Source organism: Bacillus sp. L_1B0_5, assembly GCF_000836715.1.
GTDB lineage: Bacteria > Bacillota > Bacilli > Bacillales > Bacillaceae_G > Bacillus_A > Bacillus_A thuringiensis_S.
On sequence record NZ_JXIS01000099.1, the window covers coordinates 48495 to 69743 of the forward strand.

The following is a 21249-nucleotide window of genomic DNA, read 5'->3' on the forward strand; positions in this document are numbered from 1 at the left end:
TCCATTCAAAATATTTATGTAATTAAATTTTAGTTCTTCTGCACCCTGGCTGTCTCCAAAACTATTTGTGGAAGCTCTTTTTGAATGATTTCTTTCAGTCCATAAAGAGCTTTCTTCACATAACCACCTTCGAAATTTCCTAATGGTTCTGGTAATTCATCCTCATCTAATATGAAGTATTCTCCATTTGGAAGTACCATAATATCGATGATTAAATCTTCGAAGGAAACCACTTCGCCTTTTATTTGTGTGTTTTTTACGATATTAAAATAGGAACCTAAATACTTCCCTTTTATATCTCTCCATACGTATAAATTGTACGGACGATCTTTCCAATAATATGCGATTGTATAACTCCCTTTTGGGATTGTTAACTTAGTATCATTTGCAGTCATTGTAAATGAATACTGCACCTCGTGAAATAAAACGATACTTTGTGATTGCTTTTCAAGTAATAAACAATTGTGATCTACTATTGTTGAGTTATACCGGATTTTTCTTTCTATAATTTCACTTTTCGATGTAAGTAACTTATTCATTATTTTATTTCCCCTTGCACTAGTTCTATCCTCAATTATATCCATTTATCTAACGATAAAGAAGTATATAGTTTTTTATATAATGATTTATACAAGTACACAAGAAAAACTCCTTCTTATTTAGAAAGAGTTTTTCACTATCCATGTTTCATATTTTTTCACTTCTAACGGAAGCTCATTTGTTTTTATGTAACTAACAGCACTATTACTCATGTTTTAACTTTTCCTTAACCGCATCATAAAATTTTCGTTCTTCATCAACATTTAAGTGCACACGACTTACTGTTTTAGAAAATCCATATAACAACTGTGCTTTCACTGGCTCTTTTAATGTTATTTCAAAAGTAGCAGGTTCTTTTATGAACTCCATAACAGTTGCATCCAATACCTGTTTCCCTTCTTTTGCCGTTAGCAATTCATCACCCTTGTAGAACGCAATATTATCAATTTGTGTAAATGGTATAACAATTTTCTTTCCTAATCCAATTTGAATGATTACTTGTTCTTCTGTTACGATAAGTGGATTTTTACGCATCGCTTGTATTTCAGCTATAAAATAAATCATCGCGTATACATTTACAATAAGTAAAATCCATGCTATTACTGGATTCCACTGGTGTAGCAAATAATGAAAACCAATACTTTCTATTAAGGTCGCATGGATGATCATGATATATACACCTATTGCACCAGTCTTTTTGTGATATGAGTATACGGATTCACCTTCTGGTACTTTTTCACGCCACGATAAAAATGCATAATAGATTAACTTACACTCCGTTACAATGATATCTATTAATTTATTTCTTTTCATAGTAGCGTCAAACGCAGCATCAATTGCATAAGAAAATGAAGAGTACTCACTTTTATATTCTTTATATTTTTTTATTATGGTAGGAAGCTTTCTAACAATTTTATATAGAAGGAATAACTCTAAACATACAAAAGCAATTTCTCCTGCAACTATAATATAAGAAACGTATGAAAAATCTTGTAAATAGTCACTTGGAATAATAAATCTTGCAAAAATATAACCAGCTATTACAACAGGAACTATATACGTTAACGAGTATCTTTTTCGAATAATGAAGAAATACGTGATGATTGGAATGACAAACATGCAATCTAATAATGACCCAAGCACAACTTCTTTCGGCGCAGCTGGTACAATTGGAAGAGCATACAATAAATAGTTTGATAGCATAATTAAAGAGACGAGTCCAATCCAAATACCTTTTCGCCTTCGCGATAGTGTAACATTCATACGTTCACTCCTTTATTTAAAAACCTCATTTAAGTGGTCTTTATAAAATGAAATGGCACGTTCAAATTCTTTTACTTCCTCTACTTTCACGACAGTTTCAAGTAATAATTTCATCGCTGACTCGTGATCGTTTACGTTATATTTTGCTAATGATAAAAATACTTTCATTGGATCGTTCTCTGGGAATTTTTTCACCCCAGCTTCTAATACTGTAATTGCCTTTTCATATTCCCCTATACAACGATATGTACTTCCTAGACCAATATAAGCACCGCAAAGGGATTCGCCATCAAGTCCATTTGCGATTGCCTGCTCATAATACGGAACTGCTTCTGTTTCTAGCCCCATTACATCATGTATCCACGCACACTGATACAGTACTTCTGCATCCTTTGTAAAGTTTGTTAATCCTATAAGCATCTCTTTAGACTGCGCATATTTCTTTTCGTTTCTAAGTTTAATAGCTTGCTTTAATAAATGTTCCATAGAATCCACTCCTCACCAATTATTCTGTGTATAGCTCTTGATTGATATACGCTTCACATTCGTGTAAAAGTAAAATTCCCACCAATTAAAGTTTCGCTTACTTATTACTATGCGGATTCATTCTTATCTAAAAACTTAATTTTAAAAAGCAGTGACACGATTACATAATACTTCTAAGCTTTTGACAATTTCTTTCGCCGTTTCATCTTTTCCATTACACAACTTCCCTTTACCATCCTGTCCAATTACATAATGTACAGCTCCACGCGAATATAAAGAATGTGGTGAATTTGCAATCATTACATTCGCCCTTGCTTCTTTCATTCTATTTTTCGCTCTTTCAAACAGTTCTTCTTCATTTAAATCACTTTCAAGTTTAAAACCAACAAGTACTGTTTCTGGGTCCCATTCTTTTATTTGTTTTAATACTTTTGGAGCCTTTTGAAAGTGAATAATCGGTGCTATATCACTTGAAATTTTTCCGTCCATATTAAGAACATTACCATCTTGATCACAAATTTTCTCCACAATCCAATCTGATCCAGCCGCTGCCATAATGACTGCATCAACCTTTTCATGTGTGACAATACTTTTCATTTTATCTTGTAAATCAACAATTCCTTCAAATGGATGTAATTCTAACCCTCTATGTACATCGCTCGGTTTCTCCGCAAAATAACCGTGCAAATATATAACATGTGCCCCTTTAGCTATAAGTTCTTCTGCGATTATCCTTCCGATTGTACCTTTAGCCATATTCGTATGCCCGCGTACTTGATCCCATTTTTCTAGACAACCACCGCTCGTAATTAATACCTTTTTCCCCTTCATTGTAACCATCCCTTACTAATTTTTCTTACGAAACCATTCTGTTCCAAAGTCAACTATATCACGCTGTTTCATTAGACGACACGTTGCATTCCCTATCTTCCCGTTTTTTACAGTTCCTTTTCGCTCAAACTCCACACCAATTTCTACAAACTTCTCAGATTCGTAATCCATTTCAACAAACTCTTTCCACACTCTTTCACCGTTTTCTATAATAGGTGCTCCTACTTGTATTAACTCACATGCACCAGTACGCACCTCGGATAAATGAACAGACGTATTTGAATCATATCCAACACCAATTAATAATACGTACCCGTCTAAATCGTATATTTTTCTTAATGGAGATTCTTCTCCAAAGCTCATTGATAATGAATGGTTCATTGTTATTTCTACTGCATGTTTTCCCCATGCAGCAAAACTTCCTAACGGATGATTACTACGTACTACATTCGGATATGTACGAAAACATTCAACTATTTCACCCATTCCCCTTGTTGGGGTTATACGTGAATCAAATGCAGGGACGTTATCTCGGATAATTTGCCACCAGTCTTCCGGTACAGGTGGTCTTGACCAATGTTTCGGATCGGACAAATCCGAAGATTGCGTTGGCATTATTATCGTTCCTTCTTCCGTAACAACTTTCATTAATGCTTCTACTACGGCAACCGCACCACCAGATATCCATCCGATAGAACTTAGTGATGAATGAACGATAATTGTCATTCCTTTTTCGATTCCTAATGCTTTTAAATCTTTTGTTATTGTTTCGATTGTATTTGGAAATTGTGTGCTTGCTACTATTTCATTCATTTTCATATTGGTTCCCTCACTAGCCACGTAAATTTAAACTTTTATATAAATATATTATCATATTTTTCTTAATTTTTAACTTAATCATATTCATTACTACAAAAATATGTATATTGGTGTACTGAAGCCTCAAAACTCTATTAAAATCGTAGATATTGATGAGCGAGAGTTTTTTGAAATGAAGAAAAATGTAAATCTTATTTTTTTAAGCTATACTCCATATGCATATTTTTATACTATTTTTCCAAATAACAATGAAATCTTTCGATTCCCGTATATTTTTCTCCTAAACTTTTAACTTGAAAACCCATTCTTTTATAAAATTCTACCGCCCCATCGTCTGTCTCTGCTTCTATATAAGTCAATTGATATATTCTTACAATCTCTTTAATCATTTGCAGTGCAATTCCTTTTTGACGATAATCTGAAGCCACTGCTATATGACATACTCGTGCTTTAGTTGCTCCGATTACTTCAATACCTATACAAGCTTTTTCTTCATATTTGTACAAAGTCCCTTTATTACTTTGGTAAAATAATACTGCCTTCTTTAAGCTTATTTCATTTGGACCGACGGCATATTGTAGCACATTTAACATTGAATCTTTTTCAATTTGTTCAACACGCTGTAAATTCATATTTTCATCCCTTTCTATGAAAAAAGACTAACTCTTAATAAAAAGAGCTAATCTCATTACGCCGTTATTTTTTCTTCTTTTTTTACAACGACAGCCACATAACTATGAAGTATCATTCCAATAATAACGAGACTCATACCAACCCAAGATAAAGATGACGGAATTGGTGCAGATAACCAGATCAGCTCTCCTACTAGCGCAAATAAAACTTCACCTGACTGCGTCGCTTCCACTGTTGCTAGTTTTTGTGGATCATCTTTCACAAGATCTGTTGCAAAGAAAAATAATATTGTCGCGATTAACCCAGAACTAACTGCTACAATAAAACATTGAAAAACTTGGCTACTTGACGGTAATCCGCCAGTTGATACTTCGTAACCAGATAATAAAAACCAAAATGGTAAACTTGCTAATGTCATACCGAGTACTCGCTGAAATACATCTAATCCCCCTTTACAAACTTGCATCATTTTTCGATTTCCAAGAGGATACGCAAATGCTGCAATAAGTACAGGAACTACACATAAAACGGTTTCACGAATACCTAATGAAGAAGCATGTTCTACTTGCATGAGAACAACACCGAATAAAATAATGCCCGACATAACTAATTCCTTCATCGGAAGTTTTTTATGTAGTGGATCCACCGCAAAAAATGGTGTTAACAAAATCCCTGCAACGATTGTAATTTGCCATGTTGATGCAACGAGCCAACCTGGTCCGAACGCTCCAGCAAAACTAAGCGGTGCATAAAAGAGACCAAATCCAACGATACTCCATACTAACCATTCTTTCGGATTGTTTTTCATATATTGAAAGAGTTGCTTTAAGTTCCCTCTATACATAACAATAAGTAATAGCATTGGAACCATAAAATAATACCGTAATGATGCACTCCAAATCCAGCTTCCACCTTCTAAGTCCATTGCCCGGTTTAAAACAAAAGTAAAGGCAAAGAAAAATGATGCCAGTATCCCTATAACAATTGCTTTCATTGTAAAACCCCTTGTATTTAATTTTTAATCTCTACAACATATATTTTAGTATACGCGATGAAAAATCTACATACAAACTTACATTTCACTTTCCATTCACTTGCAATGAAAAAGATAATAATACATTCATTTATTATACTTAATATAAAAACATTAAACAGAAATAATTTTAAAAATAAGTTACTTCTATGGATGTGATAACACTGAAAATATACAGAGCCTCTATACAATCTATTTTATTTGTACTTTCTTTCGGAGTTGTTTTCCTTCTAATAAGTGTTTTATCTTTAATGGAAGAATTTGATTTACTAGGAATTATTTCAATATTTTTCTCCTTATGGCTACTAAAGTATGCCCTAACCTTATGGAAAACACGTGCAAGCGATATAGGTTCCTATTGGGATGATGAAGGAATTGTAGTAGATTTTCATGGGAATAAAGTGTATTGGTATGAAATCAAGGATATTACATACCAAAATTTTCAAGGGTCAAAATCTACCTTAATCTCGACCCACTATACTCACCATGAAAATATACGAATCCGCCATAAAAGATGGCTACCAACTATTGCACATTCAATTTACTGGTTTTCTATTGAAAAACCAAAAAATCATCATAAAAATTTAATGATAGCTTGGGAAGAAAAACAAACGAATAAAAATAAACGCCTCCTTTAATTATTATTTAGGGGCGTTTGTTTATTCAAAAATTAAAGAATATGCAGTTTATATTCTTTATATAATTTCCTCAATCGACTTATATGTGCTTGATGATACCGATTATGATCTGCTATATGCCAAATTCCCCATCTTATAGTCGCATTTTCCCCTTTTTCATACAAAACTTCCCGCGTTAAATCAGTTTCTGTTAGTTTCATACATTCTTCATAAAACAATTTTTGCACTGCTTCATAAGCTTGCATTAACTCTTGCAACGTGTATTTTCTTAAACTCGGTATTTCTCCTACTTCATTCAACATAGGACCATATTTATTTTCAAATGCTGTTGGAACATCTTCTCCCTTGAAACGATACACCCAATGTAAATCGACAACTGCTAAATGCTGAAGTAACTGCCCAATACTATTTTCATTATTTTCAGACCCTTTATAGGATAGTTCGTTCTCTTCAGTACCTTCTACTAACCTTTGCAATCTATTAAACGTATCAGCAACCGTCGCATACAAAATCGCTACTTGAGAGTCCATATTTCTTTCTAAATGGAGATCTTTCATACAAAACTTCCTCTCTTAAAAGAACAACACCATATGTTCATCATCACTATACACACCATTCATTTTTATAGCCCTTTTTTCAATTCCGTACGTTTTAAATCCCATTGATTCATATAATCGTTTGGCTGGTTCGTTCGTTGACACAACCCCTAAATTCAATTGCTCTAGCTTCATCTCTTTTGCCCTTTCAATTGCTTTACGTATTAAATCACGTGCAAGACCACTTCTTCGATTTTCAGTATCTATATACATTGCAACGATATGTCCTTTATGCTTATATGCGTCCTTTTCTTCTGTTAATAAAGTAACAACCCCAACTAAACGATTTTCATTATTAAAAGCACCAAATGTAAAACTACTGTTGGATGAAAGATTACTAGCAACTCGTTCAAGAGGGTTTTCTTGACGTACTGCTTCTTCATAAGTCGTTACAAATGCTTCTGGATTTACTTGTAGTGCTTGTAAACGTAACTCCCAATATTGTTTTGCATCCACTTTTGTAAGTAATCGAATCATTTTATCTTCCCCTTTTTAATTGACATAATATTTTTATAGGTTATTATTTTTTGATTCATACTCTTCTTTTAATATACTGTAACGATAGCGATGAATGAACTTTCCCTGTCTTAATCGATCATTTCTCATTAACCCTTCGCATACAAATCCGGCATTTTCATAACTCTGTTTAGCTTGTGTATTATCTTCATCTACACGTAACCAAATTTTCTCCAATTCAAACTGGGAAAAACCTATTTGTAACATGCTGTTTAGAGCTGCCATTCCAAATCCTTTACCCCAATAGTCTTTATTTCCAATCGCAATTCCTAGTTCTGCATTTTTATTTGTTTTATCAAAATTTTTAAGGTCTACCCATCCAATATGTATACCTTTCTCAGTAACGATCGCCCTTTGTTCATAACCATTTTTTCGGTTTATACAAGCTTCAATCCAGATTCTCGTATCTCCACGAGTGAACGGAGGATATTGGTTTGGTACGACTAAATGCTTTGTTACATCTCTATCTAACGACCATTGATAGCGATCTTCTACATCATCTAATGTCAATTCTCTTAATTGAACATATGGTACATTCATTTTTCTCTCCCCTTTTTATTTACCAATAGAAAATCCTTCGAACACTTTTCCACCATACTGTTCTAACGTCATTTCTATAAAATGAATTAATTCATTTTTCTCTCCCATTTTATAAAAATGATCAAAAGCCGCTACAAATTTGTTTGCATATTGCTCATCATATCTTCTTAGCACTCTAATAAACCATTTTGAACTCCCAAGCCACCTACCATTTACTCTTAATACATATTCATGTACTAAATCCGCTAATAAATTAGCGATAAACAATTCTTCTTCTCTTTTTGTTGCACCAATAAAGTCATCTAAAGTATCCGTAATAAAATATCGCTTCTGCTTAATCGTTTCTTCGGTCCATTTAGCTGGTCCTTTATGTAGTAAATCATTCGCTTCTTTTTTTAATTTCTCAACAATTTCCTTTTCCCCTTTTAATGCAACCCCTTCTGAAACTAATTGTGGTAACGACGGTCTCCCTCGATCACAATCCATTTTGAAAAAGGTTTTATATGTTGTAAAATTATGAACAAACACCTCAACAGGCCATCCATTACTATAGAAAGATTCTCTATAACAAGAAGTTAAACTTTGGTCAACTATTACAATATCAAGGTCAGATGTTTTCGTCGCTTCTCCTCGTGCAACGCTTCCACCGAGTAAAGCTACATCACAATTCGGAAATTGTGATGTAATTATGCTTTGTGCTGCTTCAATTGGTTTCATAGCCGTTCCTCTTTTCTTATTTCACTTTCTTTTTTTCAGCTCTTTCTCTCGCTTTTTTTATATAGCTTTCTGCATCTGGTGTTTTACATGATGTTGCACCGTGATTAACCTCTACTTTTCCAATTTCACGTGCAATTTCAATTGCTTGTCGCTCTAAGTCTTCATTACGAATTCCTATTGCGATTAAAGCACTATTCATCGCTTCTTTTTTTCTATTTTTTTCATTATGTATATTTTCTTTAATCTCTTCTAAGTATGGAGAGAAGAAACCATCATGTAACTCTTTATTTTTAATCGATATATTTGCTAACAAAGACCAGCCAGCTCTTCCAATCCATTCATCATTAGACTTTGTCCACTCTTCCATTCTTTCTATTGCAATTGGCGAAGTACATATAGATGTCATAAAAACATCCATTAAACAGTAATAATCAACATCCTGAACCCAACTATTAAGCTGTTCTGTTGTTAAATTCTTCGGGTCTAAAATATAAGTTGCTAATGTCATTGCGTCCATATTTTTCGTTTCCCACAATTCAACTGCTAAATCGTGATCTTTTTTTATTTTCTTTTTTAACAATTTTAAATTTGCAAAACTAACTCCGAATAGTGGCTCTTTCGCTCCGTGGTTTTTATACGTTTTACGATTTTGTTCTGTTCCATATTCCTCTAGTTGCTGCATTACTTCCTCAAGTAACATATACCCACCTCTTTATCTTTTCTGTTGACTGTATATATGTATGTACGATATATTCTACATTACTTTTTGGTTTTCCTATATTTATTTTTAAAATACGGTATGTGAAATTTCTAAAGATTGCACAGCTACACCATCAAAAAACTGTACATGTTAAACATACAGTTTTTTGATGGTATCAATTTTGCGTAGAATAAGATATAAACTACGAAAGAACTTTTAATGGTCCTCTCAATCACCTATTTTTTCAACTAAATTTTTTACATCTGACCACTCTTCTATTGATCCTGCGTCCGGAAAAACTGTAACTACATTAAAATTCGCACCTTTTTCTTTCCCAATTTGTTTAGCTGCTAATAAATTCGCTGCCGCAGAAGTTCCTATTTTTATACCCGTATCTTTGTAAAAACGTGCCATTTCATACAGGGTATCTTCATATGAATAAGTCCATTGTTTTTCTATCAAATTTTCTTCCTGTTCTATGAAATGTTGTTTCCTTCCTAAGCCGAACCCACCTGATCCAGCATATTTCTTTAAATCATTTGGTGGTTGTTCCGAACCATAAGGCAATTCAGCAGGCATTACTAAATGTAGTTCAACATTTTTTGTATAATTCTTTATTGCTGTATAGACTCCCATTAGAGTTCCACCAGTACCAGCAGATGCTACCCATGCATGTATTGGTTTTCCAATCATTTGTGCAATAATTTCTCGCCCTGTACCTTCTATATGACTTACTAGATTTGCATTATTATAATGTTGGAATAAAAAGTATAATTCTGGCTTTTGTTTGCTAATCTCTATTGTTTTCTCAATTACTGCGTAGAACCCTTTACATTTATCAACTAAGATTACGTTAGCACCATAACGATCAAGTTCATTTAATAGAGATTTACCGGTTCCAGAACTTAAAACTAACGTGCATTGAATCCCTAAATAATTACAAATACACCCAATTGACCTCGCTAAGCTTCCACCACTATACTCTAAAATATTTTGTTTTTTGTCCGCTTCTTGTAAATATTTATTAATCATTCCAAGTGCCGCCCTATCCTTAATTGACCCTGTAGGGTTATGCCATTCACATTTAGCATAGATAGAAAGGTCCTTCGTTTCTTCGCATTTTAATTTCATGAGAGGTGTATTTCCAACATGTTTAGAAAACTCTTCAAAATGGTTTACTATCATACTTTTATACCTCCTTCATAAATTATGTTTATTACATTTGTTCTCAGCCAAAATACTTTCTACATTTTAATAACTCTCTCAATAAGATCTTCTTATATAAAAATCCCTACAAACACTGTAGGGATTTATGTCTAAATCATTTTGTTACACTCTATTTCATATGAAAATAGTTTCTTTATTCAGATGCATTCATAAGCACAATTCTCCAACCATCTGGATCCTCTATTGTGGTTCCTTTCTCTATCCAATACGGGTTTTCTGGTTCCACCTCATGATAGCCCATATTACTTAATCGATTCACTATCTTTTCAATTTCATCTTTAATAGGCATATAAAAAACTAGTAAATTATCTTTTGTCGGTGCCGGACATGGACTTCCATTAACATGTGTAGTAAACTCCAAATGATACTCTTCATCTGGTAAACCAAACATCACCCCGTCATATCCTTCATGATTGTGAAATTCCCCTATACGTTTTAATCCTAATCCTGTTTCATAAAAACTTATCACTTCTTCAAATTTATCTGTTGGTCTTGCAATTCTAAATTGAACCCAATTCTTCATGCAAATCTCCTCCTTTTCATTTTCCAAAGCTTTATAGTAATTAGTATAGGTTACATATATTCCCTTTAACATCCCTCATTAGTGTGAACTTCCTAAGTTGAAAGACCTATTAGTTAATAAACAATAGGACTTTAGTATAAAATTCATATAAAATTAGTTATATAAATGTAGAGATGAATTACAAGCTATTACGTATGAAATAGTTCTCCTTGCAGGGCCTTTATATACCGATCAGCAGATCTTTGTACAGCTTTATTCGCATCTTCCACCACACCATGAAATGCATTATATAGTCGACTAAATTGGATATCTTTTACCTTCTCTGCCATATCTCTAACTTTATTCGCTGGTAATGGAATGAGATTGGGATAACTATACATAAAACTTACCCATTTTCGATCCGAAACTACTTGTATAATATCACCTGATAACAAAATACCTTTCCCTTCATTACCGTCTATCCAATGTATAACAGTTCCACCCTTAAAATGGCCTCCTAAGCGATGCAATGTAAGTTCTTCCGATAATATCAGATGCTCCCCAGACCAAAATTTAATTTGCTTACTCGGACGAACCACCCACTCTTTATCATCTTCATGAATATAAATAGGTACATTGAATGTTTCCGCCCATTTAACTTGTGTAGAGTAATAATGTGGATGAGAAAGTGCTATTGCTTGAATACCACCTAAATCATATATACGTTTTACCGTTTTATCATCTAAATAACTAATGCAATCCCACATAACATTTAGAGTTTTACTTTGTATTAAAAATGCTGTTTGTCCAATCGCAAATTTAGGTTTAGTAGTAATGCTATACAAACCGCTTTCTTCTTTTATTATTTCGTTTTTGTATAAATTGCTATTTTGCATCGTTTCTAATGTTGTCCATGACTGCCCAATTGGATTAACATATTGTCTTTCCTCATTACAAATTTTACAGCGAGAAGGTGGTTCTTCATTTTCGGGATACTGTACTCCACATGTAGTGCAAATATAATTATCCATATTCCCACTCCTTTTTTCATGTAATTGTTTCTTTACCAATATTTTAATAAAAAACAAAAATATTCGAATCAATAATTGGAACGAAAATGAAATGATACGAAAGTATGATTAGTCTCCTTTCGTTTTAAGACTTTAGCCTAAGTACTATATTTTTCATTTCTTCTTTCTGTGAAAGTTGCATATCGTTTTTAATAGAAATTCCAAGTAAATTTAACTTTTTACCCATTAAATAAGTGAATACATCTTTTCAAAATAAATGAACCTATTCATAGATTTCGTCACACCTTTGACACAGTTGCACTAAGCGATACACATTAGGGGTATAGTATATTTAAAGTAACGATAAAAGAATATTCAATAATTTTATCTTCCTTATCGTTACTAGATTCAATTCGTAACAAATAAAGGAGAGGTTTTAATGGAAATCGTTATTATGCTCTATGATGGAATTACTGCATTAGATGCTATTGGTCCATACGAAGTATTTGCTGCAGAAAGCAATAACAACATAAAATTTGTTGCTAAAACGAAGGGATTAATAAAATTAGATTCGAAAATGGGCTATTTACATGCTGATTACAATTTTAATGAAATTACTTCAGCAGATATTCTTGTTATTCCTGGATGTCGTCCGCCTAACTTTACACAACTTATGAAGGATGAAGAAACTCTTAATTGGATTCTCCAAATACATAAAACGACAAAGTGGACTACAACTGTATGTACAGGCTCCTTAATCTTAGGTGCTACTGGTCTACTAAATGGTGTTAAAGCTACTAGTCATTGGAGCTGTTTTAACTTACTTCGTTCTCTCGGAGCTATTCCAACTGAAGAGAGATTCGTGCGCCATGAAAAAATTATAACAGCTGCTGGTGTATCTGCAGGTATTGATATGGCCCTTCAGTTAATAGCTTGGGAATTTGGAGATAAAAAAAGCAAAGCAGTTCAACTCATGTTAGAATACGACCCTAAGCCTCCCTTTGATACAGGTTCTCCTAAAAAAGCACATGCATCCTTATTAGAAGATTTAAATTTGATGATTGAAAGTTTAAATAATAAAGTTTAAATTCATCCTATTTTTCAATACTGCAATTGATATAAAATCTTGCATACTTTTGAGTAAACTTTTTTACACTTGTAAAAAAGTTTTTTTGCATTTCCCTACCTATAATTGCTAATATAGTAGAGTAGAACTTTTATAGAGAGAAGGAAAATTATGCACAATGGAATTCGAATGACAACTTTAGTAAAAAGGGCTATGTTAGTTTGTGCGGGGGTATTATTCACATACGAAGCGGCTTTTGGATCAGTACATACTGCTCTAGCTAGTACAGAGGATGAAGCAAAATCTGTTCAACTTGTAAGTGAGATTCAAACATCTCTTGCTCCGAAAGAAGCTCCTAAACATTATAACGGGCAAGTTAGAAAAGTCGCTTATTTAACATTTGATGACGGTCCTGGAAAATACACAGCTGAGCTTTTAGATATGTTAAAGAAAGAAAATGCAAAAGCAACATTCTTCCTAATTGGTTCAAACGTAAAAGCTTTCCCTGATCTTGTAAAACGCGAAGATGCTGAAGGCCACTACGTTGGGATGCACAGTATGACTCATAACTACAAGAAACTTTACACAGAAGGTCATTACGTAGATGAAATGAAGGAAGACCAAGGCTTAATCGCTGGTGTTTTAGGTAAATCACCAGTATTAACTCGTCCATCTTACGGCTCAATGCCAGGATTAAACGAAGCTCTTCGCAACAAAGTTGTAGAAAATGGCTTAAAAGTTTGGGATTGGACAATTGATTCTTTAGACTGGAAATACAACAAAATGCAAGTTGATGCTGCATCTACTAAAATTGTAGAGAACGTGTTACATGGTGCTACAAATCCAACAGAAGTTATCCTTATGCATGATATTCATCCACAATCAGTAAAAGCAGTACCTGGAATTATTAAAGGACTGAAAGAAAAAGGATATGAATTAGAAGCATATAATGAGAACGAACATTTCCCATTAAACTTCTGGCATGATAATCGTATGTAATGAAAAGACTTGATTCCCTTTAGCTGGGAATCAAGTCTTTTTTTATTCCATATATTAAAAAATATAACCTACTAACTTCACAATTTCACTAATCAAAATACCGACCACTGCGAAATCAGAATCCCCGAATGTTGTATTTTCAAATCCTAAACCACCTAATATAGGTAATAATATCGCTGGTAGGAATGAAATTAGTAACCCATTTACAAAAGCGCCAAGTATCGCTCCCCTTCTACCTCCTGTTGCATTTCCAAATACAGCTGCTGTTGCTCCTGTGAAGAAGTGAGGAATTAATCCCGGTACTATTATACTTAAACCGATAAATGGAAGAAGAAACATGGAAAGGAGTCCAGCAATAAAACTTGTTAAAAAGCCAATAATAACTGCATTTGGTGCAAACGGAAAGATTGTTGGACAATCTAATGCCGGTTTTGCATTTGGTACAAGTTTATCTGCAATCCCTTTAAATGCAGGTACAATTTCTGCAATTAACATACGTACACCTGCTAGAATAATATATACACCTGCTGCAAACGTAATGGCCTGCATGAAAGAATAAACGAGATAATTTTGTCCGTTACTTAATTCAGTTTCGATAAACCCCTTACCAGCAAATGGCGCGACAATAAAGAACAATACAGCCATCGTTAATGACATAGATACTGATGTATCACGTAAGAAACCAAGTGATTTCGGAACTTGAATTTGTTCTGTTGATTTTTCTTTATTTCCAAATTTACTTCCAACAAACCCTGCCGCTAAATATCCAACAGAACCGAAATGGCCAATTGCAATATCATCCATCCCTGTAATCTTTCTAACATACGGTTGTAGTAATGCTGGAAAAATCACCATGAGTGCCCCTAAAATAACTGACCCAATAATGACTAGTGAAGCGCCTTGCATCCCTGTAGTTGAAAATACCGCTGAAATTAAACATGCCATGAAGAGCGTATGATGACCAGTTAAAAATACATATTTAAATTTCGTAAATCGTGCAATTATTAAATTTGTAATCATACCAAATACCATGATTAATGCCGTTTCTTTTCCTAATGTTTGCTGAGCTATTGCAACAACAGCTTCATTATTTGGAATTATACCTTTAATATGGAATGCTTTATCAAATATTTTACCAAAAACGTCTAAAGCTCCTACTAATATAGTAGCTCCGCCTCCTAAAACGACAAAGCCCATAATTGTTTTTAAGGTTCCTGAAACTGTGTCTGCAAAGTTTTTCTTTTGCAGTAGTAAACCACACATAGCAAATAATCCAACTAATATTGCAGGCTGTCCCAAAATATCCTTCATTATTATATCAAACATAGCATTACTCCCCTTTCACTGTACTACATCAGGTGTTTTTGTAATGCTTCTTTAATTTCATTTTGATCTAAAATATTTGTTAAACCAGCAACTGTGCGTGTGCCATCTTCAAGATTACAAATAATATCTTTTGCACCTAAATATAAATCAGCTTGCTCAGATTTACTAGAAGCTAAATCTGTATGAGATACTTCTGCTTGTAATCCTAGTTCATTTAAAATTTTCTTCACATTCATTTCCACAATAAAACTACTTCCTAAACCATTTCCACATACAACTAATACTTTTTTCATTTTAATTTCCCCTTTAATTAGAATATTTAGCTATCATTTCTAATAATTTATCTTTTGAATCTGAATGAATTAGCATTTCCACATTTTTTTGTTCAGATAGCATCTCACTTAATTGTGCTAATGCTTTTAAATGTGTTTCATTATCTATAGCCGCTAGCACAATAATCAAATTAGCAGCATGCTCTTGTTTTTCTGAAAATGAAACACTTTCTTTTAACTGTAGTAAACTCATTCCTAGCTGCTTAACTCCTGCTTCTGGACGAGCATGTGGTATTGCAATTTTAGGTGCAATAACAATATAGGGACCTAATTTTTCTACATTTACAATCATTTCATCAATATATTCTTCAATGATATATTGATTTTGTAATAACGGTTCAGCTGCTACCTTTATCGCATCTTTCCAATTATCAACTCGATTTTGAAGTTGAATAAACTCTTTAGTTAAAAGTTCGTTTAACATTGGTTTATATTTCTCCTCCTTCTCAAAATACACCGGACCACTCATAAATTCAGTCAATTCTCTTTTTAAAGATTGTTCATCTACTACATCCGAATATTTTCGAATAATTCCCATGACTACATCAACAGAATCCTTTTGATTCTCACCATACAATACTCCATTTACGTTTCTTAAAAGAGACGCTTTTTCAGAATCAGTTAGAATTGGATTCACCTTAAAAACAGGTACCCCTCTCTTCTCAATTTCAGTAGTTGTAATAATACAATCTACATCAAATGTATTTGATTCATATTCTCGCTTTGAAATTGCATTTAATATATCCACATTTGAAAATAATTTTTCTAATTGGTATTGCAACATACGTGATGTTCCAATACCATTCGGACATACAAGTAGCGCAGTTTTCCGCGGATTGGGAACGATTCCTTCTTTCCTCATCCACGCTCCAAAATGCATAGTAATATATGCAATCTCATCATCTGAAACAGATTTTCTCACATATTCTTCAAAATGATGAATCACTTTTTTCGTAAGACAATATACCTCTTTATAATTTTGCTGAATCGTATTTAGTAATGGATTTTCAATATCTATTCCATACTTCACCCGATAAAACGCGGGTTTCATATGCAAATATAGGTCTGAAGACAGCCCGTTAAAATCTTCAAATATAACGCAAGCATAGTCCTGAAATTCTTTAATCATCCTGTCAACAACCAAATGTATTTCATCCTTATTATTTTTTTCATACATATTTTCCTGGTAATTTACTTTTGCACCTAACAAATGCGTCGTAATATAATAAATTTCATCACTTGGGAATTTAACAGCAAACTTTCGCTCAAACTGCTTCGCGATATACTTTGCTGCTTCAAATTGCTTTGAATCTCGAAGAACATTTTTTTCTGCTTCTTCCATTTCAATGTACTGTCCTTTTAAAATACGTCTATGGAACAAATACATGTAAACGCTTAAATTTTCAAGCACCTCATCTGTATATTGGATACCTAAAAATTCTTCACAGTTTGAAAGAATATTTTTTATGTTGTAAAGTGTTTCTCTTTCCAGAGTATCTTTTTCATTCCTCATGTCAGTTATAATGCATTTTACTTGTGATATTAAATACTCCCAGCCGTTTTTGGAAATAATGTGAGAGAGACTGGAAATTAACAAATTTCGTTTATCCTGTTCATCTCCAGCAATTTGATAGCCTTGTTTACGCCCAAATTGTAATAATAAATCATACTTATTTAGTTCTACTTTTAGCTTTTTTAAATCTGTAAGAACAGTATTACGACTTACTTGTAAAAGGTCCATTAAGTCTTCTAATAAAATTCTGTTTTCCTTTATGAGTAAGCATAAAATTAACCATATTTTTCTTTCTTGTGGAGAATATTCATATTGATCACTCGTAAATTCATTTAATTTTTTTACTATTATCTGTTTCGTTTCATTATTTAAGCAATAACCTAGAGGCCGGATATATTCAATTGAATGTAGCCCTTCCTCTTCTAACCAATCTTCAATCTTCTTAATATCATAATAAATTGTTCGCTTAGAAACTTGAATTACATCAATTAATTGATTTATAGACACATAACCTTCTGCTTGAATAATTTGTTGCAAAATATTTACACTTCGATTATCTAATATCATATATGGTGTACACCCTTTCTATACTTGTTCACTAATTGACTTGCAAGTATAGATACTAACTTTGCAAAATTAGATTTTGTAATCGTTTTCTATTAATATAATATCTTTTATTACCTCCAAATATAAGTCCAAATTTTGTTTTCTATGTAGTGCAATGATTGTGCTTTAAAAATTACTTCAGCATACCTTCCCCCGATGGAAGACATTATTTACCTTTAATTCTAAAGTTCCCCTCATTATTCATTTACACCAATGACAAAAAGATCTTTAGAATTTTTAATTTAGCTTAGTACATATTAATCATAAGGAGTGATATGTATATGGAGTTTCTCTCATCCGAATATTTGTCTGCCTTGCTTGCCATCATTGTAATCGATTTAGTGTTAGCCGGAGATAATGCCATCGTAATTGGATTAGCAGCAAGAAGATTACCGAAAGACCAACAAAAAAAAGTTATTATATGGGGAACTGTCGGGGCGATTGCTATTAGAGCCCTCGCTACCTTAGTTGTCGTTTGGTTATTAAAAATACCTGGTTTACTCCTAATTGGCGGTGTACTTCTTATATGGATCGCTTACAAGTTGATTGCTGAGGGCAAAAATCATGATATTAAAGCCGAAGAAGGATTTTGGTCTGCTATTAAAACCATTATTATCGCTGATGCGTTAATGGGCATTGATAATGTACTCGCTGTTGCAGGAGCTGCCCATGGTAACTTTTCTTTAGTAATCATTGGATTATTAGTGTCTATTCCTGTAGTCGTATGGGGCAGCACATTGATTCTAAAATGGGTGGATCGTTTTCCTGTCATCATTACGATTGGAGCAGCCGTTTTAGCTTATACTGCTGCAAAAATGATTGTAGATGAGAAATGGTTTGCTGGATTTTTCGAAAGTAACCCTTTCATTAAATGGGCATTTATCATTATTATCATCGTCGGTGTAGTTTTCTTCGGAAAGGCAAAACAAAAAGCAACAGCTAGTTCTGTCTAATAATGATGGTATATTTACAAATAAAAAGCGCTATTCATATGAATAGCACTTTTTATTATTTATTTAGCTTCCCCTTCCGGAGTCGTTTTTACCTTCGTTTTGTTTTTATCACGATTGTTATAGTTATACTTCGAACGATCTACTGGAGTGAATCCTTCCGGTGTGTAGAATCGTAATAAGTCACCATTTACGACTTGGTCAGAGTATTTTAGTGAGTTTTGAACCATTTGTTCATTTTTCTTTATTTCATCTGTAAATTCTACAGGTTTTCCAGTTGTTGTATCATAGTATTTGCCGTTTAGTGCAGTAACAGTTGGGCTTACGTAGTTACCGTTACGGAACGCAACGACTTGTTTATGCTCTGGTGATAATAAATCTGAACCGAATTGAACATAGTTTTTCGTATCTGTACCTAGTAAGTGTAATAACGTAGGAAGAACGTCAATTTCACCGCCATATTGATGTTGTACGCCACCTTTCACTCCTGGTACACGAACGATTAAAGGCACACGTTGTAACTGTGCATTTTCAAATGAGTTCATTTCTTTACCCATTACTTTTGACATTGCTGCATTATGATTATCTGAAATACCGTAATGGTCTCCGTACATAACGATAATTGAGTTATCATATAAACCAGATTGTTTCAAGTAATCGATGAAGCCTTTTACAGATTCATCTAAATAGCGTGCTGTTTGGAAGTACGTATCTACTGATGAATCACCTGTTGTTGCTGGTTCAATCGTTGCTTCTGCCTTATCGATTGGATAAGGGAAATGGTTCGATAACGTAATAAACTTCGTATAGAACGGTTGTTTCAATGTTTGTAATAACGGAATAGATTCATTAAAGAACGGTTTATCTTTTAATCCGTAGTTTACTACATCTTTTTCATTCATATCGTAGTATGACGCATCAAAGAATTTATTAAAACCAAATGATTTATAAATATCGTCACGGTTCCAGAATGTTTTGTAGTTACCGTGGAATACTGCTGATGTGTATCCTTGTTGTCCTAAAATAGCTGGTGCTGATTGATACGTATTATGAGATTTCGTTGTAAAGACAGAACCTTGCGGTAAACCAAACATTGAATTCTCTAACATAAACTCCGCATCAGATGTTTTCCCTTGTCCTGTTTGATGGAAGAAGTTATCAAAGTATAGCGTATTCGCATCTTTTGTAAATGAATTTAAGAACGGTGTAACTTCTTGACCATTTAATTTGTAATCAATTAAGAAGTTTTGGAATGACTCTAAATGAATATAAATTACGTTCATTCCCTTTCCTTTACCGAAATACTCAGGATTTGGACTTGCATAAGTTGATGTTAAATAATTTCTTACTTCTGTCATATTATCCCCATCAGCTAATGCTCGTTCTGTTGATGCTTTCGCACTTTGAATACCATCGTAGATTGTGTAGTTGTATGCCCCTAAATATTTCACAATATAATTTCTATCGAATGTTCTTGTTAATAATTCAGGACGGTCGGATTCTGCAAGACCTAAGTTAACACTGAATAATAAAATACCTGCTACAAATACTAGAGATAATTTATGCTTCGCAACACGAATTGGTTTTGGATTTGCGAATTTTGTTGCGACTAACACAATTAATATAATCGTGTCTAAGAAGTATAGTGGATCATAAAGATGTAGCAACGCAAGAATACTACCACCTAAATCTCCAAAGTTATTCGTTTGTGTTAATGTCGGGAACGTAATAAAGTCACTGAAAAAGCGATAGTATACTACGTTTGCGTATAAAAGAATCGACAATAACAAGTTGATAACGATTAACCAAATATAAGATCGTTTCCCTTTTGCAAATAATGCAAGTCCTAAAAATAGAACTGCTGAACTAAGCGGGTTGAAAAACAGCAAGAATTTTTGGATTGTGTTTGAAATTCCTAAATTAAATTCCGTTACATAGGCTGCATACGTTTTGAGCCACAATAAAATAACGGCAAACAGAAAGAATCCAAAATGATTGCTTAACACACTTTTGCTCTTTAATAAGAACTGTTTCATTTCTCCACCTCTTTTAATCATCCAAGGCTTATTTTTTATAAGTCTGTCTCTCTATTCAAATTTTCTTCTTCAAATAGATTATCTTTATTTAACTATATGAAGAATATTAGTAATTATAATTTGAAGCTAGTATTTATTCAACTATTTCTTTTTAAACATTTTGACCTTGGTTTCTATTTAACAAAATAAATTTGTAACATTTCCTGTTTTCTCCCAAGATTCATCCACTAATTATGACATCCCATACTATATACCTTTATAAACTCATTCGCAAACTATTCTATCTCCAATTTTGGTACATATTTCACATGACAAAATAATGTTATTTAATTATATTGCTCACCTTACATTCCCCTGCTTCAACTAAATC

The 21249-nt window shown here is 33.2% G+C and carries 22 protein-coding genes and 1 pseudogene; 4 read left to right on the forward strand and 19 right to left on the reverse strand.

Features of this window, described 5'->3' with window-relative positions; genetic code table 11:
- Window positions 1-29: 29 nt before the first annotated feature.
- The 7 genes from RT27_RS25810 to RT27_RS25840 all read right to left on the reverse strand — a co-directional run bounded on the left by RT27_RS25810 (window position 30) and on the right by RT27_RS25840 (window position 5566).
- Window positions 30-539: a DUF402 domain-containing protein gene (locus tag RT27_RS25810; protein ID WP_029442609.1), complete on the reverse strand. Its 510-nt coding sequence runs from the start codon at window positions 537-539 to the stop codon at window positions 30-32.
- 205 nt (window positions 540-744) lie between these two features.
- Window positions 745-1803 carry a hypothetical protein gene (locus RT27_RS25815; protein ID WP_016081197.1) on the reverse strand — a complete coding sequence of 353 codons (1059 nt, stop codon included), beginning with the start codon at window positions 1801-1803 and terminating at the stop codon, window positions 745-747.
- Window positions 1804-1815: 12 nt separating this feature from the next.
- Window positions 1816-2289 (reverse strand): tetratricopeptide repeat protein, encoded by a 474-nt coding sequence (locus RT27_RS25820; RefSeq protein WP_000400637.1) that lies wholly within the window; start codon window positions 2287-2289, stop codon window positions 1816-1818.
- 141 nt (window positions 2290-2430) lie between these two features.
- On the reverse strand, window positions 2431-3120 hold the full coding sequence (locus RT27_RS25825; protein ID WP_000676701.1) for a phosphopantothenoylcysteine decarboxylase: 690 nt from the start codon (window positions 3118-3120) through the stop codon (window positions 2431-2433).
- A gap of 15 nt (window positions 3121-3135) precedes the next feature.
- Complete coding sequence (locus tag RT27_RS25830; protein WP_000783341.1) at window positions 3136-3939, reverse strand: AAC(3) family N-acetyltransferase; 804 nt, start codon at window positions 3937-3939, stop codon at window positions 3136-3138.
- A 230-nt stretch (window positions 3940-4169) separates the two neighbouring features.
- Window positions 4170-4571 (reverse strand): GNAT family N-acetyltransferase, encoded by a 402-nt coding sequence (locus RT27_RS25835; RefSeq protein WP_043938047.1) that lies wholly within the window; start codon window positions 4569-4571, stop codon window positions 4170-4172.
- A gap of 56 nt (window positions 4572-4627) precedes the next feature.
- Complete coding sequence (locus RT27_RS25840) at window positions 4628-5566, reverse strand: multidrug resistance efflux transporter family protein (protein ID WP_043938048.1); 939 nt, start codon at window positions 5564-5566, stop codon at window positions 4628-4630.
- A gap of 290 nt (window positions 5567-5856) precedes the next feature.
- Between RT27_RS25840 and RT27_RS25845 the strand changes: the two genes are divergently transcribed.
- A complete protein-coding gene (locus RT27_RS25845; protein ID WP_231577719.1) occupies window positions 5857-6243 on the forward strand; it encodes a hypothetical protein in 387 nt (128 codons plus the stop codon).
- A 32-nt stretch (window positions 6244-6275) separates the two neighbouring features.
- On the opposite strand, the gene RT27_RS25850 is transcribed toward RT27_RS25845, so the two are convergent.
- The 8 genes and pseudogenes from RT27_RS25850 to RT27_RS25885 form a co-directional block, all read right to left on the reverse strand.
- The gene (locus tag RT27_RS25850; RefSeq protein WP_043938051.1) at window positions 6276-6800 is read right to left on the reverse strand and encodes a DinB family protein; all 525 of its coding nucleotides are present in this window, start codon (window positions 6798-6800) and stop codon (window positions 6276-6278) included.
- A gap of 15 nt (window positions 6801-6815) precedes the next feature.
- The gene (locus RT27_RS25855) at window positions 6816-7316 is read right to left on the reverse strand and encodes a GNAT family N-acetyltransferase (protein ID WP_029442614.1); all 501 of its coding nucleotides are present in this window, start codon (window positions 7314-7316) and stop codon (window positions 6816-6818) included.
- A 33-nt stretch (window positions 7317-7349) separates the two neighbouring features.
- Window positions 7350-7895, reverse strand: a complete 546-nt coding sequence (locus RT27_RS25860; RefSeq protein ID WP_043938053.1) for a GNAT family protein — start codon at window positions 7893-7895, stop codon at window positions 7350-7352.
- A pseudogene (locus tag RT27_RS25865) lies at window positions 7852-8612 on the reverse strand (nucleotidyltransferase domain-containing protein). Before RT27_RS25865 ends, RT27_RS25860 begins: the two are co-directional and overlap by 44 nt.
- Before the next feature lie 16 nt (window positions 8613-8628).
- Entirely contained in the window at window positions 8629-9312 is a 684-nt protein-coding gene (locus tag RT27_RS25870; RefSeq protein WP_043938056.1) for a DNA alkylation repair protein, read from the reverse strand.
- A gap of 228 nt (window positions 9313-9540) precedes the next feature.
- Window positions 9541-10497 (reverse strand): pyridoxal-phosphate dependent enzyme, encoded by a 957-nt coding sequence (locus RT27_RS25875; RefSeq protein WP_016081189.1) that lies wholly within the window; start codon window positions 10495-10497, stop codon window positions 9541-9543.
- A 175-nt stretch (window positions 10498-10672) separates the two neighbouring features.
- Window positions 10673-11062: a VOC family protein gene (locus RT27_RS25880; protein WP_000800667.1), complete on the reverse strand. Its 390-nt coding sequence runs from the start codon at window positions 11060-11062 to the stop codon at window positions 10673-10675.
- A gap of 188 nt (window positions 11063-11250) precedes the next feature.
- The gene (locus RT27_RS25885; RefSeq protein WP_029442619.1) at window positions 11251-12072 is read right to left on the reverse strand and encodes an MBL fold metallo-hydrolase; all 822 of its coding nucleotides are present in this window, start codon (window positions 12070-12072) and stop codon (window positions 11251-11253) included.
- Window positions 12073-12490: 418 nt separating this feature from the next.
- Here RT27_RS25885 and RT27_RS25890 point away from each other — a divergent pair, with 418 nt between their 5' ends.
- Both RT27_RS25890 and RT27_RS25895 read left to right on the forward strand, forming a co-directional pair.
- Window positions 12491-13138: a DJ-1/PfpI family protein gene (locus tag RT27_RS25890; protein ID WP_043938058.1), complete on the forward strand. Its 648-nt coding sequence runs from the start codon at window positions 12491-12493 to the stop codon at window positions 13136-13138.
- Window positions 13139-13288: 150 nt separating this feature from the next.
- Window positions 13289-14116, forward strand: a complete 828-nt coding sequence (locus RT27_RS25895; protein WP_029442620.1) for a peptidoglycan-N-acetylglucosamine deacetylase — start codon at window positions 13289-13291, stop codon at window positions 14114-14116.
- A 54-nt stretch (window positions 14117-14170) separates the two neighbouring features.
- Here the strand turns inward: RT27_RS25895 and RT27_RS25900 are convergent, their stop codons facing one another.
- Genes RT27_RS25900 through RT27_RS25910 form a run of 3 tightly spaced genes read right to left on the reverse strand, consistent with a single transcriptional unit; the run spans window position 14171 to window position 17854 of the window.
- Entirely contained in the window at window positions 14171-15442 is a 1272-nt protein-coding gene (locus tag RT27_RS25900) for a PTS ascorbate transporter subunit IIC (protein WP_016081185.1), read from the reverse strand.
- A 23-nt stretch (window positions 15443-15465) separates the two neighbouring features.
- A complete protein-coding gene (locus RT27_RS25905; protein ID WP_000757316.1) occupies window positions 15466-15735 on the reverse strand; it encodes a PTS sugar transporter subunit IIB in 270 nt (89 codons plus the stop codon).
- A 13-nt stretch (window positions 15736-15748) separates the two neighbouring features.
- The gene (locus RT27_RS25910; protein ID WP_043938060.1) at window positions 15749-17854 is read right to left on the reverse strand and encodes a BglG family transcription antiterminator; all 2106 of its coding nucleotides are present in this window, start codon (window positions 17852-17854) and stop codon (window positions 15749-15751) included.
- Window positions 17855-18174: 320 nt separating this feature from the next.
- On the opposite strand from RT27_RS25910, the gene RT27_RS25915 reads away from it, so the two are divergent.
- The gene (locus RT27_RS25915; RefSeq protein WP_016084533.1) at window positions 18175-18846 is read left to right on the forward strand and encodes a TerC family protein; all 672 of its coding nucleotides are present in this window, start codon (window positions 18175-18177) and stop codon (window positions 18844-18846) included.
- 59 nt (window positions 18847-18905) lie between these two features.
- On the opposite strand, the gene RT27_RS25920 is transcribed toward RT27_RS25915, so the two are convergent.
- Entirely contained in the window at window positions 18906-20879 is a 1974-nt protein-coding gene (locus RT27_RS25920; RefSeq protein ID WP_029442622.1) for an LTA synthase family protein, read from the reverse strand.
- Window positions 20880-21249: the final 370 nt, after the last annotated feature.

Bases quoted from the DNA above. Each gene is read 5' to 3' on its own strand.
- RT27_RS25815 (WP_016081197.1), bottom strand. From the start codon at position 1,803: ATGAATGTTACACTATCGCGAAGGCGAAAAGGTATTTGGATTGGACTC.
- RT27_RS25855 (WP_029442614.1), bottom strand. From the start codon at position 7,316: ATGATTCGATTACTTACAAAAGTGGATGCAAAACAATATTGGGAGTTA.
- RT27_RS25895 (WP_029442620.1), top strand. From the start codon at position 13,289: ATGCACAATGGAATTCGAATGACAACTTTAGTAAAAAGGGCTATGTTA.
- RT27_RS25820 (WP_000400637.1), bottom strand. From the start codon at position 2,289: ATGGAACATTTATTAAAGCAAGCTATTAAACTTAGAAACGAAAAGAAA.
- RT27_RS25870 (WP_043938056.1), bottom strand. From the start codon at position 9,312: ATGTTACTTGAGGAAGTAATGCAGCAACTAGAGGAATATGGAACAGAA.
- RT27_RS25810 (WP_029442609.1), bottom strand. From the start codon at position 539: ATGAATAAGTTACTTACATCGAAAAGTGAAATTATAGAAAGAAAAATC.
- RT27_RS25900 (WP_016081185.1), bottom strand. From the start codon at position 15,442: ATGTTTGATATAATAATGAAGGATATTTTGGGACAGCCTGCAATATTA.
- RT27_RS25840 (WP_043938048.1), bottom strand. From the start codon at position 5,566: ATGAAAGCAATTGTTATAGGGATACTGGCATCATTTTTCTTTGCCTTT.
- RT27_RS25845 (WP_231577719.1), top strand. From the start codon at position 5,857: ATGGAAGAATTTGATTTACTAGGAATTATTTCAATATTTTTCTCCTTA.
- RT27_RS25850 (WP_043938051.1), bottom strand. From the start codon at position 6,800: ATGAAAGATCTCCATTTAGAAAGAAATATGGACTCTCAAGTAGCGATT.
- RT27_RS25885 (WP_029442619.1), bottom strand. From the start codon at position 12,072: ATGGATAATTATATTTGCACTACATGTGGAGTACAGTATCCCGAAAAT.
- RT27_RS25835 (WP_043938047.1), bottom strand. From the start codon at position 4,571: ATGAATTTACAGCGTGTTGAACAAATTGAAAAAGATTCAATGTTAAAT.
- RT27_RS25910 (WP_043938060.1), bottom strand. From the start codon at position 17,854: ATGATATTAGATAATCGAAGTGTAAATATTTTGCAACAAATTATTCAA.
- RT27_RS25860 (WP_043938053.1), bottom strand. From the start codon at position 7,895: ATGAATGTACCATATGTTCAATTAAGAGAATTGACATTAGATGATGTA.
- RT27_RS25915 (WP_016084533.1), top strand. From the start codon at position 18,175: ATGGAGTTTCTCTCATCCGAATATTTGTCTGCCTTGCTTGCCATCATT.
- RT27_RS25905 (WP_000757316.1), bottom strand. From the start codon at position 15,735: ATGAAAAAAGTATTAGTTGTATGTGGAAATGGTTTAGGAAGTAGTTTT.
- RT27_RS25880 (WP_000800667.1), bottom strand. From the start codon at position 11,062: ATGAAGAATTGGGTTCAATTTAGAATTGCAAGACCAACAGATAAATTT.
- RT27_RS25890 (WP_043938058.1), top strand. From the start codon at position 12,491: ATGGAAATCGTTATTATGCTCTATGATGGAATTACTGCATTAGATGCT.
- RT27_RS25830 (WP_000783341.1), bottom strand. From the start codon at position 3,939: ATGAAAATGAATGAAATAGTAGCAAGCACACAATTTCCAAATACAATC.
- RT27_RS25920 (WP_029442622.1), bottom strand. From the start codon at position 20,879: ATGAAACAGTTCTTATTAAAGAGCAAAAGTGTGTTAAGCAATCATTTT.
- RT27_RS25875 (WP_016081189.1), bottom strand. From the start codon at position 10,497: ATGATAGTAAACCATTTTGAAGAGTTTTCTAAACATGTTGGAAATACA.
- RT27_RS25825 (WP_000676701.1), bottom strand. From the start codon at position 3,120: ATGAAGGGGAAAAAGGTATTAATTACGAGCGGTGGTTGTCTAGAAAAA.